Source organism: Pseudoalteromonas sp. 4NS20-0020 (genome assembly GCF_057554385.1).
On sequence record NZ_BAAJMI010000008.1, the window covers coordinates 59,930 to 74,064 of the forward strand.

9 protein-coding genes are annotated in these 14,135 nt (G+C 40.6%); 6 read left to right on the forward strand and 3 right to left on the reverse strand.

All coding sequences use genetic code 11. From position 1 onward, the window contains the following. The first annotated feature begins 51 nt into the window (after nt 1–51). From AC27JL_RS17695 to AC27JL_RS17705, 3 genes are read left to right on the forward strand one after another with little or no spacing between them, the layout of a single operon-like run. Entirely contained in the window at nt 52–873 is an 822-nt protein-coding gene (locus AC27JL_RS17695; RefSeq protein WP_487196229.1) for a hypothetical protein, read from the forward strand. Continuing rightward, entirely contained in the window at nt 870–1,343 is a 474-nt protein-coding gene (locus AC27JL_RS17700) for a pilin (RefSeq protein ID WP_006792506.1), read from the forward strand. The genes AC27JL_RS17695 and AC27JL_RS17700 overlap by 4 nt, the downstream gene beginning before the upstream one ends. Nucleotides 1,344–1,359: 16 nt before the next feature. After that, entirely contained in the window at nt 1,360–2,148 is a 789-nt protein-coding gene (locus AC27JL_RS17705) for a PhzF family phenazine biosynthesis protein (RefSeq protein ID WP_487196230.1), read from the forward strand. A gap of 65 nt (nt 2,149–2,213) precedes the next feature. On the opposite strand, the gene AC27JL_RS17710 is transcribed toward AC27JL_RS17705, so the two are convergent. Then, on the reverse strand, nt 2,214–4,721 hold the full coding sequence (locus tag AC27JL_RS17710) for a zinc-dependent metalloprotease (protein ID WP_424073037.1): 2,508 nt from the start codon (nt 4,719–4,721) through the stop codon (nt 2,214–2,216). Nucleotides 4,722–5,009: 288 nt separating this feature from the next. Here AC27JL_RS17710 and AC27JL_RS17715 point away from each other — a divergent pair, with 288 nt between their 5' ends. Together AC27JL_RS17715 and AC27JL_RS17720 are read left to right on the forward strand one after the other, a co-directional pair. Then, entirely contained in the window at nt 5,010–6,188 is a 1,179-nt protein-coding gene (locus tag AC27JL_RS17715) for an efflux RND transporter periplasmic adaptor subunit (protein ID WP_487196231.1), read from the forward strand. Nucleotides 6,189–6,199: 11 nt separating this feature from the next. Continuing rightward, complete coding sequence (locus AC27JL_RS17720; RefSeq protein ID WP_138740925.1) at nt 6,200–9,343, forward strand: efflux RND transporter permease subunit; 3,144 nt, start codon at nt 6,200–6,202, stop codon at nt 9,341–9,343. Between the two features lie 71 nt (nt 9,344–9,414). On the opposite strand, the gene AC27JL_RS17725 is transcribed toward AC27JL_RS17720, so the two are convergent. Both AC27JL_RS17725 and AC27JL_RS17730 read right to left on the reverse strand, forming a co-directional pair. Further along, nucleotides 9,415–9,867, reverse strand: a complete 453-nt coding sequence (locus tag AC27JL_RS17725) for a c-type cytochrome (RefSeq protein WP_008129412.1) — start codon at nt 9,865–9,867, stop codon at nt 9,415–9,417. 90 nt (nt 9,868–9,957) lie between these two features. Further along, nucleotides 9,958–10,428 carry a DUF2721 domain-containing protein gene (locus AC27JL_RS17730; protein WP_276753420.1) on the reverse strand — a complete coding sequence of 157 codons (471 nt, stop codon included), beginning with the start codon at nt 10,426–10,428 and terminating at the stop codon, nt 9,958–9,960. A 236-nt stretch (nt 10,429–10,664) separates the two neighbouring features. Here AC27JL_RS17730 and AC27JL_RS17735 point away from each other — a divergent pair, with 236 nt between their 5' ends. Then, nucleotides 10,665–14,132: a S8 family serine peptidase gene (locus AC27JL_RS17735; RefSeq protein ID WP_487196232.1), complete on the forward strand. Its 3,468-nt coding sequence runs from the start codon at nt 10,665–10,667 to the stop codon at nt 14,130–14,132. The last annotated feature ends 3 nt before the right edge of the window (nt 14,133–14,135 follow it).

Here is a 14,135-nt window from a genome sequence, read left to right on the forward strand (position 1 = left end):
ATTTAGGTAAATATATGGCATGTTACTTTATCGTTATTCAAAGGATAGAGTATGAATTGGGAGCAATTTGGCTATTTGTGCCGGATAAATAGTTCAGCACAGTTAAGCAAAAGCGATAAGCTAAGGTTAAGTGAAAAGGCGAGCCTAAGCATATACCAAGGCGATAACGACGATAGTGAACTTGCAAAAGCGCTAGTTGTAGGTGTTGTGTCGCAAGACGAAATAGCCGCGCAAAAAAGTGCAACTTATTACCAGTGTTTACCCAAATTAATCAACGATTTTAAATTTGAGCATAAAGGCTGGCTTGTTTATTTGACGTTTGTTTTTGCGTTTTTTTGTTTATCTTCTCTTCTTTACCAATTTTTTGTTGTCCCTGCATTTGTAGACATGTACAGCATGAATCAACAACATGATCACAATATCTTTGATAGCTATTTTCGCTATTGGTATGTTCCGATCATATTATTATTTTTGCTGCTTAGCTTTATACTTAGCGTAATTTTAAAGCTCAAAAACGCCAGTGTATTAAGTGAGCTAAAGCCGTTTTCAGGCTTGTTTAAAGTGTTTTTCCCACGAAAACTAGTCAAAAACTACGAAACACTAACTGCTATTTTATTCTTTCCATTAAGCTCAGTAAATTCAGGTGTTACAACCACAGAAACAAAGCATTTATATGAGTGTGAAGCACTGGGGTTAAATGCTCAAAATGAGTTTGAAGTACTGTTGCAGCAGCAGTTAAAACAGTTTAATCAGCGCGCAAAATACTTTATTAATAAACTTATAATCGTTTATGGTGCAGTGATTGTTGTCTCTATTTATTTGTTTGTATCAGCGGCCTATAAACCACTATTTATGTATGGAGAAGTATTATGAAAGCAAAAGGATTTACGCTCATAGAGTTAATGGTGGTTGTATCAATTATTGGTATTTTGGCTGCTGTAGCATTGCCTCAATACAGTAAATACATGCAAAAGGCAGAGCTTGTTGATCCACTTGCTATGGCGGCTGCAATACGAGAAGACGTAACTGTGTTTTACCTCGAGAATAAACGTTTTCCTAATAATAATGAAGAAGCGGGTGTGCCTGCTAGTCAATACTTAATAGGGAATAGGGTAACGGGAATTACTATTAAAAACGGTGCCATACATATTGCTTTAGGCAACAAAGCATCTCGGCCTTTACAAAATACCACGTTAACGTTTAGACCAGCAGTTGTTGAGGGCAGCCCCTCTAGCCCAATTTCTTGGTTGTGCGGCTTTGATCAGCCAGTCACAGGAATGAAAGCGATTGGTGAAAATAAAACCTCAGTGCCAAAAGATTTATTACCCTCGGCGTGTATTTAAAATACTAGGGAAGCTAATGCAATTAACTATTCACCAAATTGATGCGTTTACACACGCTTTATTTAAAGGCAATTATGCAGCTGTTATCCCACTTGAGTCGTGGTTGGATGATGACCTAATGCTAAACATAGGCGCTGAAAACAACGTATCTGAAACTGCGTTTACCTGTAGGCAAACTGATGGGCGTTTTGCTATTCGTTGGTTTTCACCTTTAATGGAAATAGACTTTTGTGGCCATGCCACTTTGGCTGCTGCGTATGTATTATGTGAAGAACATAATGTATCGCAAATTCGCTTTATCGCTGATGCAGTGGGTGAGCTTATTGTTATTAAAAACAATGATGGCTGCTTTGCTATGACATTCCCTAAACAAGCACCTGTAGAGGTTAAAAACCCGCCAAAGGCACTGTTAAATGGCTTGTCTATACAACCTATTAAGGTACTTAAAAATCGCCAAGCTTACTTTGCTGTTTATGAATCGGCTAAGCAAGTAGAGAGCTTAAATACCGAGTCGCTACTCTTAAAAACATTAGCGCCATACGATGTAGTTGCCACTGCGCCTAGTGATGAATACGATTTTGTTTCTCGTTATTTTTGGCCTGCCAGCGGTGGCGATGAAGATTATGTCACGGGCTCTATTCATACAGGGCTTGCTCCATATTGGTCACAGTTGTTAGGTAAAACACAGTTAACTGCCTATCAGGCATCTAGCCGAGGTGGTCATATACAGTGCGATGTTGGGGAGTCAACGGTAACTTTAACAGGCCATGCTGTTAGGTATTTAAAAGGCACAATTTACCTTTAATGGTGATATGAATTAAGTTTATAAAAAAGGCCACAATCAATGTGGCCTTTTTTTGTTACAACTATTTACGCTTCTAGTGCTTTTGCAATTAAGCGATCAATATACTTTTTATGGGCTTTGGCTGCAGTATCTGCGCCCCATGACAGGCTTGTATCCGCTATTTCGGTTAACTGATAAAGCGCGGCTGTTTTAGCGAGGTTATCGAACTTGCTTGGTTTGCCTAAACCCGCAATTGCAATCAGTTGGTTTACATATTCAATTTGTAAATTGTGACTGATTGAGCTGGCCTCTGCGTCTTTAACAAAAATACTTGCGGTTAAATCCCCCATAAATTGATTTAAGCTATATTCGTTTCCGTATAAAGCGGTATCTGAAATACGCAGTAAAACCGCTGGGTGCAACAGCTGTGCAAGCACAGACTTTTGCATGCCTAAAATCATTTTGTGAGGTTTAGGGTCTTCATTTTTACCATAGTGATTAAACCCGCGGCGCTGTTGCTGCATGAAGTTATAAAGCGGTTGCATGCTTTGTAACACATCAGGTGCAAACACGTACTCGGCTAGAATTTCCATGGCTTGTGTTTGTTTTTCAAGTGGCACCGGGGTGAAAGGTTTGTCGGCGTTTGCATCACCTACAACGGCACGCTCTACATAAACCCCACCAATTTGACGAGATACAATACCTGCCTGCGATCTGTACTGACCAAATAAGCTATTAGCTGAGGTAACAAGTTGCTGGTAAGAATCACCTTCAACAGTGGCTTTATCTTTAAGCTCAGTAAACAGTTTATTAATAAGTGCCATACGGTCTGCACCATACGCTGCTGGGTTTGATGATAAATCGCCAATCATTACGCGGGGATCGATATGACGGCCCGGCGCGCGCATATCGTCTGCATCGTTACCAAACGCTAAAGCATGCTCACTAGAACGCGCAAGAATTTTACTAAGACGAGCTTGCTCGGCAGATGCGTCAGCCAGCGCTACGCTGTATCCGTAGTTAATAGCCCAGTCGTCGTATGGGCCTGGTTTAGTTTGAAAAATATCCCCTTGCTGCATGCCAATTGGTGCAATATTAGCCGGTGCATAGTCCATTACTGAGCCTGTTACGATACCTTGGGTTTTACTCTTATCGTGGACTTCTTTCTCATCCCATAAAATAGATGATTTCATGTTGTGGTTAAGGCCCAATGTATGACCTACTTCATGCAGAATAAGCTGTGTTAACCCTTGGCGTATCATTTCGTTTTCTTCAATGCTATCGCCAGCAGCTAAGCCTTTTGCAAGCATAAGGTTTTGTTGAATTTCATGACCTAATGAGCAGTTTAATTCACCAGTATGTGTACTATTGCTGTGGCTCATAGCGCCTTGTGTATAAAGGGTGTCGTAAATCCAGCGGTTTTTCATAAATACAAACTCAAGCATAATGTCTGAGCCCAGTATTTCGCCTGTTAGCGGGTTGGCAAGTGCAGGCCCGTAGCCACCAAATGGTGGTTTTGGCGATGAGGTCCAACGCAGTACATTGTAATTAATGTCGCCTGCATCCCAGTCGGCATCATCAGGTTGTATTTTTACTTCTAAGGCATTTTTAAAGCCTGCTTTTTCAAAAGAGCTGTTCCATGCAAGTACAGCGTCTTTAATTGTGTCGCGCCACTCTATTGGCGTGGTGTTTTCTATCCACCATGTAATTGGTTTTACAGGCTCTGAAAGTGCAGCGCTAGGGTCTTTCTTTTGTAAATCCCAGCGCTTAATAACATCTTCGTAAGGCGTCCAATCAGTTGACGTCATTTGATCAAATTGGTTTGTGAAATAACCAATGCGCGCATCGTCTAAACGAGGTTGGTAGTTGTTTTGTGGGAGTGCTACAAATGAATGCTGAACCTTCACAGAAACACTACGCGGATCACTTACTGCGCCAGAGCCACGAACGGTTGGACTTGCATTGGTAAATACGTAATCTACGACAACGTCTAAGTTATTAGGGTAAGGACGCTGTTTAATAATGCGCGATTTTTTGCTGTCTAGCTTGCCTACTTTAAAACGTTTTTTCGCATTTTTATCTGCGGGATTTATAGTAGGAGATACTTTATGAAGTGCTTCACTTAAAAATAATTTATTGACGTTAAATGCAATTTTACCGTCTTCTTCTTTTTCTATTTTAATACTCGCAAGTACGGCTTCACTAATGTTTGCATTGCTGGCTTTTGAAATGGCACTGTTTTCGTCAAATTTATAACGAGGTGTTTTACTTATAATATCGATACGGTCGAAGTACTTTCTAAACTCAATGAGTTTGGTTTCACGGTAAGATCCACGAAAGTGTCCAGCATCAGTCACCCCATCAACTGTATGAGCAAAATAAACGAAAGGAGTATCAAGCTGTGATTCGTTAATGACCATTAAGTGCTTACCCGTTTTTTCGTCCTGATAAAGGTTAAATATACCGGCAAATTCGGTTTGACCTTTGATCATTTCACTTAATGTTTTTGGTTTTTTTTCGTCTTTTTTGTCATTGGCAAAAGCATGGCCGCTTAGAGCAATACTGAGCGCAAGAGTTAGGGTGGTTAGTTTCATAATGTCATCTTTTCGTTTGTTAATTTATTTTTACTGTACGTAATTTCAATTTGTTTCGTACAACAAATCGATGAAATAATACCTTTTTTATTTAATGTATTGATTTTAAATAGTAAAATTTTGTAACAAAATATAATTTTATGGCTATATAATCTAATTTATAATTAAGTAATTAATTACGAGAAGTATAATTAATGCACATTTGTAACAGTTGCTTACAAATGTCACGTAATTGTTTAATTAAGCTCTGTTATTATGGCGTTAATAGAAATTTGGGGTAATTAGGATATGCAAACAAATTCACTTAGATGGGTTTTTCCATTTGTTGCGCTTGCTATAGGAGTTGTTGGTTTTAAAGCAATAAACGCTCTTGCAAATGAACAAGAAAAAAAAGCGTTAGTTGATACGCGACCTACTGTTCAAGTTGAGCCGGTTTCGGCTAACGACCATCAGGTTGTAATTAACAGCTATGGCGAAGTAAAGCCGCTGGAAAATACACAACTGTCTGCACAGGTATCGGGAGAGGTACTGAGTTGGCATCCGAGCTTTGTTGCCGGTGGGGTTGTAGCACGTGGTGAAACCTTATTTTCGATTGAAAAAGATAACTACGAAGCTGCAGTGCTTGTGGCTGAAGCTGAACTTGCTCGTGCCCAAGCGGGTTTAATTGAAGAACAAGCGCAAGCAAAAGTAGCTGAAGACGAAGCAAAACGCTTTCCAAGTAAAGCGCGTACTGATTTATTTTTACGCAAGCCTCAAGTACTTAGTGCGCAAGCAAATGTTAAATCAGCGCAAGCAGCATTAAAACGTGCGCAGCGAGATTTAGAAAACTGTGATGTTAAAGCACCTTACGATGCACTTATTGTGAGCCGTAATGTAGGTGTGGGCCAATACGTGACAATGGGCTCGCAAGTCGCTGAGCTAAACAATATAGAAACTGCTGAAGTAATTATTCCTATTGCAGGCTTTGATAGTGTGTTTTTGCCTGAGCGTATTAAAGGGATTACCGCAACAGTTATTCAAAAAGGCCTTAATAGCTTTACTCGTGAAGGCGTTATTGACCGCGATTTAGGTATTGTAGATAACGCAACACGTATGAGCAGTTTAGTGGTGCGAATTGAAGACCCATATGGCCTTAAAAATAAGCAGCCAGCAATTAAATTTGGCAGTTATGTACAGGTTAATTTTGCCGGTACGACATTAAATAATATCTATCGTTTACCCCAGGCGCTTGTTAACAACCAAACCGTTTGGGTAGTTGGTGAAAACCAAACCCTTGAACCAAGAAAAGTAACGGTAATACGAGAAGAAGGCGAGTACTTCTATATTAGTAGTGGCCTAAAAGCTGAAGATAAACTAGTGGTTACGTTACCAGAATACCCTCAAAAGGGAATGGAAGTTAAAATAGCAGGTGCGCAACCGGCACCTGAAAGCTCTGATGTGAGCACCTCAAATACGCAACAGCTTTAAGGTGTAATACAATGAGTGAATCAACACAAACAAAACAAACAGGGTTAATAGCTTATTTTGCTAATAACTCGGTTGCTGCAAACTTAATGATGTTGTTTATTATCGTTATGGGCTTTTTAAGCTACAAAACGATTCAGCGACAAATGTTTCCTAATATAGAAATTAACTATATTAACGTAAACGCTAATTACCCAGGTGCCTCTCCTCAGGAAATTGAAGAAAGTATTCTTATAAAAATTGAAGAATCACTTAAAGATATTACCGAAATAAAAAAAGGCGTGTATCGCGCATTTAGAAACGGCGGCTCTGCAAGTCTTGAAATTCATACAGACGCAGAACTTACCGATGTGCTTGATAAAGTAAAATTGCGTGTTGACGGTATTGCTACTTTTCCAGCTGGGATGGAACCGGTCACCATAAGCCAGATTGAATTTAGACAAGATGTAATAGGCATGACACTGGTTGCTGACTTGCCTTTATTTGAGCTTAAGCCGATAGCAAACAATATCGAAGATGAATTGCTGCAATTATCTAATGTATCGCTTGTGGTCAATGATGTACCGCTTGATGAAATAGCGATTGAAATCGACCCAGATACATTACGCCAGTACAACTTAACAATTTCAGATGTTATGAATGCCGTGCGTCGTTACTCAGCTAACTTTTCGGCAGGTCAGTTAAAAACTGATGCGGGCGTTATATCAGTTCGTGTTGAAAACCAATTTTATTCAGGCGAAGAATTTAGACAAATTCCGGTAAAAATTGGCGAGTATGGTGCCAAAGTTTTACTGCAAGATATTGCCACAATTAAAGATCAATTTACTGAAGGTGAACGTTATTTTAAGTTTAATGGTGAAAATGCCGTTTATTTATCAGTAAAAGCAACGCAATCACAAAATATTATTCCGGTAGCTGAATCGGTTAAAGCGTATATTGATAAAAAGAATAAAGAGCTCCCACCGGGTGTGCGTATAGAGCCTTTAATGGATATGACGTACTACCTAAATGCTCGCTTAGATATGATGAAATTAAACCTTCTTCAAGGTGCGATTTTAGTCGCAATTATGTTGTCGTTATTCTTACGCTTTAAGTTGGCATTGTGGGTAATGATAGGTTTACCAGTGTGCTTTTTAGGCGCGATGATGGTGATGCCACTATTTGGTATTAGCATAAATATCGTTTCGTTATTTGCGTTTATCATGGTGCTAGGGATTGTGGTGGATGACGCCATAGTTATAGGCGAAGCCGCATACAGTGAGGTTGAAAAAAGTGGCGGCGGTGTCGATAACGTTGTACGAGGTGCAAAGCGTGTAGCGACCCCAGCGACATTTGGTGTACTTACTACCATTGCTGTATTTGCGCCGTTTACGCTTTCGAGCGGCCCTGAAAGTGCCTTTTTTTACGGTATTGCTGTTGTTGTAATGCTATGTTTGGTATTTAGCTTAATTGAATCGAAGCTCATACTACCTGCGCATATTGCACATACACATTTTACTCCTATTAAAAAAGGTGGCTGGCGAGATAGATTTAATACCCGCTTTTTTGGTTTTGTAAACGGCCCATATAAACGTTTTGTTTCTAAGTGTGTTGAATGGCGTTGGACTGTTTTATTTAGTTTTATTGCTTTATTAGTCGTGACTTTTGCATTAATTGCTTCAAATCAGGTGCGCACTATTCCTTCACCTAAAGTACCGCATGATTTCCCACAAATTAATATTGAAATGAATGACAACGTATCCGACATTCAAACTATTAATGCTATTCGTGAAATAGAAGCGATGGTGCTTGAGGTAGATAAAGAAACAGAGCGTCAAACAGGTCAAAAAATTATCCGCGATTTACTCGTGTTTAACCAAGGCCGCACAGAGGCGCAATTATTAGCCCCATTAGTTGATGAAGACTTACGTCCTTACGATGCGTTTGAATTATCGCGCCGTTGGCGTGAAGCCATGCCTAATATTGCAGGTGTTAAATCGTTAACTATTCAAGACGACGTAGGCGGCGGTGGCGGCAACGGTGGTGGCGAGTTTGGTTACCTTCTATTTGGGTCTGATATCGATACATTAAACGAAGCTGGGCGCCGTTTTATTCAATTGCTCCAACAGCAAGAAGGCTTGTTTGATATAAGCTCAACCATAGATCCTGCCAGTAAAGAAGTGCAAATGAGTTTAAAACCCGTTGCCTTTGATTTGGGGTTAGATCTTGCCAGCATTGCCAATCAAGTTGGTGCTAGCTTTTATGGTGGCGAAGCACAACGCGTAATTAGAAATGGTGAAGAAGTCCGTGTGATGGTTCGTTACCCTAAACTCACACGCGAAGCATTTTCATCACTTAAACATACAGTGGTGACTACACCAACAGGGCGCGAAGTGTTATTGGGTGATGTGGTTGAGCTAACCGAAACTCCCGGTATTAGCTACATTCGCCGTGAAGGTGGCTATCGAACTGTTTATGTGTACGGCAGTATTGATGAAGAGCAAATTGAGCCGGGCGAAGTGGTTAAACAGGTAAAAGAAAACCTATTACCACAGCTTAAAGAAGAATACCCAAGCGTTAAATCAGAACTTGGTGGTGCTATTGAGGAGCAACAGGCGCAAGCCAATGAGCAAATGTTGTTTTTTATTGGAGGCATGATACTAGTTTATATACTGCTTGCTGTACCACTAAAAAGCTATTCACAACCGCTTATTGTAATGTCGGTTATTCCGTTTAGCTTAACGGGGGCTATTTGGGGGCACTACTGGTTTGATTTGGATATGAGCTTAATGTCTGGCTTTGGTCTTATTGCTGCAGCGGGCGTTGTAATTAATGACTCCTTGGTTATGACCGACTATGTAAACCAGGTACGTAAGCAAGGTGTTAGTGTTAAAAATGCCGTAATTGAAGCCGGCTGTGCGCGTTTTAGAGCAATATTACTCACCTCAATCACTACGTTTGCTGGTGTGTTGCCTATTATGTTTGAAACCAGCCTACAGGCTAAGTTTGTAATACCTATGGCAGTTGCGCTGGGATTTGCAGTTATGTTTGCAACCTTAATTACGCTTATTCTTGTACCTTGTTTGTACATTATATTAGGTGATATTGGGGCATTATTTAAAAACACTTACCGACGTATTTTTAAACGAAGAAGTGTAGAAGTGTCTGTTGATAGCTAATTTTTGCTAAACAATAAAAAAGGACTGAGTGTTAACACTCAGTCCTTTTTTATTTTTATTATGTTTTTTAATTAGTCTTTAAATTGCTTGTGGCAATCTTTACAACCTTTCGCCCAAGCACCAAAGGCTTTACCAATAACCGCTTTGTCGCCAGATTGGGCAGCTAGAGCAAGTTTGTCTGCGTTTGCGGCAAACGCATTGGCTTTTTCAACAAATACCGTATTTTCAGACCAAACAGCAGCTAGTGCCGATGTATCGCCTTTGTCTGTTCCTGCGTAAAACGCTTCCCAAGGCATTTTTGAAAGCGCTGCTGCGTTATTTGCACGCATTTTGAATTGCTCTGCATCAAATGGAACCTTGCCCTTAAGCATTGCGCCCATATCACCAATTTGAACTGATAGCATAGAAAATGCACTTTGACGGTATTCAATAGCATCGCTTGGCTCTTTAAACGCAGAGTTTGCAGATACACTCAGCGCGCATGTTGTTAATAACGCACCCGCTAGAATTTTTTTAAATTTCATATTATTGCCCCTGTTAACTATTTTTTGACTATTGCTTTGTATCTTAGCTGTTGGTTTTATTCAAGCTAATACAGAAAAATTAACTAAAAGTTAATCGTTTATATCAATGTCAGCAAATATCATTCCTCGCCGCATACTGCGAGTTGCTAAGAAAACCTCACCTAATAACGACATAAACGCGCATATTAACAGCGCCATAGCTGCCACAAAACAACTAGCGATAGTAACGCCTAAGTTTATGGATTGAATGTGCGACAAAAATAACAGCATAACCACTGCGCATACAAGCAAAGCGCTCAAAACACTTAAACTAAAGGCTATGTGTATACAACGGGAGCGTTTTAATAACGCACGAAGCTCTGTTGCGAGTGATTTATTAAAATCTTCATCGGTGCTTACTTTTAGTTTGCGTTCCAATTGCCTCGCACGGTCGGTAATACGAGCCAAGCGGTTTGATAAAACGCCAAGTGTTGCAGCAATACCCGTTATTAAAAACACTGGTGCAACAGCTGTTTGTATTACTTTAGCCATAGTTAAAATGTTGATCACATCATTATTCATAAAGTACCTAGTTATTATGCAGCTTTTGTTTACAAATATTCACAAAAGTGAAATGTGGTTTTATTCATTTATATCAGTTGCTTGGTGCTTATTTGATTGTTTTTTTTATGTGCTTAATGCTTATTTGTAACCAAAGTGTTGCTTGGTGGGGGATGAACGTTTTATATTCGTCCATACATTGTAATTTGCTTTATTAATGTGACTACAATAATACATAAAATATCCTAGGGGAACTCATGAGTAACAATATAATAAAAAAGACAGCGATAGCGACGGCTGTTTCTAGCGCATTTGTGGCAACACTTGCAAGTGCCGCTGAATTACCAAAAGCAAATATTAACTACAAACAAGTAGAACAAGTAGTTGAAGTTGCAGCAGACAAAAAAGAGCCTTCAGCTCATATGATCGTTCTTAAAGCAACAACATCTGTGGATGCAGTATCAGCTGGAACTTATCAGGCTTCAAGTAGCCGTGAAATAACAGCTCAGGTTGAGCAGCTTCAAGACATAATGACTGCAGAGTTGAGTAACTTAGATTTTGATGCAAAAGTAATTGGCAAAACAAAGATTCTTGCTCCAACGTTAATAGTTCAAGCAACACCTGAAGCTTTAAAGCAGATTGCAAAAGATGATCGCGTTGCAAAAGTATTACCAATGTTTGACCGTGAACTTCACGTTGCAGCAAGCTCTGATTATATTAACGCTAAACCATTAATTACTGATGGTATTGTAAGTGGTAAAGGTCAGCGCGTTGCAGTACTAGATACAGGTATTGATTATACTCACGTAGCATTTGGCGGTGCGGGTACTGTTGAAGCATACCTAGCGGCACAAGAAGATCCTACAACAGTTACATGGCCGCAAGGCATTGTACAAGGTGGCTATGACTTTATTCGTGATGATGCAGATCCAATTGAAAATGATGCTGCAAATTCACCGTCAACAGGTGATCCAACAAATCATGGTACATCATCTGCAAACTCTGTAAACGGTATTGCACCAGAGGTTGAGCTATACGCATATTCTGTATGTGGCGGTGGTTGTCCAAGTGCAGCACAAGCAGCTGCATTAGAGGCTGCAATGGATCCTAACGGTGATGGCGATATTTCAGATCGTGTTGACGTGATGAACATGTCTCTTGGTGGTGAATTTGGTGATACTTACACTGGTGGTGGTACACAATACCTAGTTCAACGTGCTGTTGAATTAGGTGTTAACATGGTAATTTCTGCCGGTAACGATGGTGATAACCCATTCCGTGTTGGTGGCCCAAGTACAACTCCTAATGCCTTATCTGTTGGTGCAATGACACATCCAACAACAGAAGTTGGTATTGCAAGTGGAACAGTTGCAGGCGTTGAAGGCGATATTCAAGCGTCAGGTTTTGGCCCACAAGATGGCTTTACCCTATCAGGTGCTGATATTGATTTAGTATACCCTACAGCAAATCAAAACGGCTGTGACGCTTTTGCAGACGATGTTGACTTTACAGGTAAAGCGGTACTAATAGATCGTGGTGCCTGTGCATTTACACAAAAAGTACTAAACGCACAAGCTAAAGGTGCAGAGTTTGTATTTATTGCAAATAACGTTGACGATGGCACACCAGCCCCAATGGGTGGTTTTGATGCTGACGTAACTATTAAAAACGTCGGGATTAATTTTGAAGCGGGTGCTGCACTGAAAGCACAGCTAGAAGCTGGCGGCCCTGCAACATTTGATATTAGTGTTGAGATTAAAACGACTGCGGGTGCTGTGGCAACATTCTCTTCACGTGGCCCTTCTATGGATGGTTTACTTAAACCAGAAATTACAGCGCCAGGTACGAGCATTGTCGTAGCAGCAACAGGAACTCAAACAGGTACTAACCCTGTGTCAGGTACCTCGTTCTCAGGTCCAATTACAGCCGGTGCGGTTGCAATGATCCGTGAGGCTCACCCAAACCGTAATGCGTTTGAAATTAAAGCCACTATTATGAACGCGGCAAACCTTGAAGTTACTAACGAGCCATTGGCTATCAATCCTGATTCAGAGCTGGCACCTATTAGTATGATTGGTGCTGGTTTAGTTGATGTGACTAAAGCTGTGAACTTACCTGTTGCAGCATGGGTACATAATGCTGAGTTTGATACAAAACAAGCTGCCCTTTCTTATGGTTTAGTGAGCCTTGCAGAAGCCGGTTCTATCACTAAAACGGTCACTGTTAAAAACTTCTCTGCTGAAGCGAAAACATATAACCTTCGTACTGAAGCACGTTACGAAAGCGACGAAAAAACTGAAGCTGTTAGCTGGGATTTCCCAGAATCAGTAACAATTCCAGCTGGGCAAGCAGTAAACTTTGATATCACAATGATGGTTGACCCAAGTAAACTACCTGCATGGGAATTAGAGAATCCATTTAGTGCTGATGACATTGCTGCTCGCAGTGCTGCACTAACATCGATTGAGTTTGATGGTGCGTTAGTATTTGATGATGCGTCAACAGATACAACTCACGATTTACACGTCGTGTATCATGCAATGCCGAAAGCAGCGACAGAGCTAAGTTATACTGCCGAGCTAATTGACAATAAAGTTGCACTAGTACTTGAAAATACGGGTCAGACTGAAATCACTCCTCAAGCCGAAAGCATCATTGCAGTAGGCACAGAGAAAACAATGGAAGAGGCTGAGTATAATATTCTGTCGAGCACATTCTCTGCATTTGGTGCAGACTTCTGTGATTCAGGTATTTACATCACTTCATCAATTCAATTACGTGACCCGCTAACGCACACTTTCCAAGCTGGTTACAGAGTTGAAATTGATACAGATAATGATGGTGTTGCTGATCAGTTCTTACAAAACTTAAATGACCGTGGCCGTACAACGGCTTCACCAGGCCGTAGCCGTACATTAATTGGTACTACTGACGGTGCTGGTAATGATGGTTGGGCATGGGGTACACCACTTCTTCATTCAGCAGGTGAGGATACAATCACATTTACTGGTTGTTCTGAGCTAATGAATATTGATGGGTCGTTACTTGGTCAGCCAATGAACTTTAGAGTATCTGTTGGTTACCCAAGCTACCAGTCAGGTGTTTTCTCTGAGACAGACAGTGTAACTGGCTCAGTGGTATTTGGTGTTCAGCCAGAAGTTCAAATGACTTCGCTTGAAACTGGCGAAGCCGTTGTTTCACTTCTACCTGGCGAAAAAGCAATGGTATCTGCAAGTGGTCCATTTGTTTTATCTCAAGGTGCTGGCACTAACATCATTAAAGCAATGACAAGTGAAGAGCTTGCATTACCAGCTATTGAGGCGCCTATCTTAGTGGGTGGTGAATTCTCAGTTTCTGAAGATGCAGCCGATGGTACAGTAGTTGGTGCGCTTACAATTGAAGAAGCCGAGTTTGATTTAGCGGTTTCTGAGTACTACGTTCAATCAAACACAAATATTGGATTAGGTGTTGATGAGCAAGGTCAAATTGTGGTTGCTGACACCAACATGCTAGCAGGTGATACTACTGCTGAAATGGAAGTTGTTGCGATTGATATTCGAGGCAATGTTTCTGAGCCTGTAACTGTAACTGTTAATGTAACTGCAGTAGTACCTCCGGCAGTTGTTATTCCAGAGCCAGAGAAGAAAAGTTCGTCAGGTTCATTAGCTTGGTTAACGCTTCTAGTAGCACCGTTCGCATTCATGCGTCGTCGTAAGCAAAAGTAAGCT

Bases quoted from the DNA above. Each gene is read 5' to 3' on its own strand.
- AC27JL_RS17715 (WP_487196231.1), top strand. From the start codon at position 5,010: ATGCAAACAAATTCACTTAGATGGGTTTTTCCATTTGTTGCGCTTGCT.
- AC27JL_RS17735 (WP_487196232.1), top strand. From the start codon at position 10,665: ATGAGTAACAATATAATAAAAAAGACAGCGATAGCGACGGCTGTTTCT.
- AC27JL_RS17725 (WP_008129412.1), bottom strand. From the start codon at position 9,867: ATGAAATTTAAAAAAATTCTAGCGGGTGCGTTATTAACAACATGCGCG.
- AC27JL_RS17730 (WP_276753420.1), bottom strand. From the start codon at position 10,428: ATGAATAATGATGTGATCAACATTTTAACTATGGCTAAAGTAATACAA.
- AC27JL_RS17695 (WP_487196229.1), top strand. From the start codon at position 52: ATGAATTGGGAGCAATTTGGCTATTTGTGCCGGATAAATAGTTCAGCA.
- AC27JL_RS17710 (WP_424073037.1), bottom strand. From the start codon at position 4,721: ATGAAACTAACCACCCTAACTCTTGCGCTCAGTATTGCTCTAAGCGGC.
- AC27JL_RS17720 (WP_138740925.1), top strand. From the start codon at position 6,200: ATGAGTGAATCAACACAAACAAAACAAACAGGGTTAATAGCTTATTTT.
- AC27JL_RS17705 (WP_487196230.1), top strand. From the start codon at position 1,360: ATGCAATTAACTATTCACCAAATTGATGCGTTTACACACGCTTTATTT.
- AC27JL_RS17700 (WP_006792506.1), top strand. From the start codon at position 870: ATGAAAGCAAAAGGATTTACGCTCATAGAGTTAATGGTGGTTGTATCA.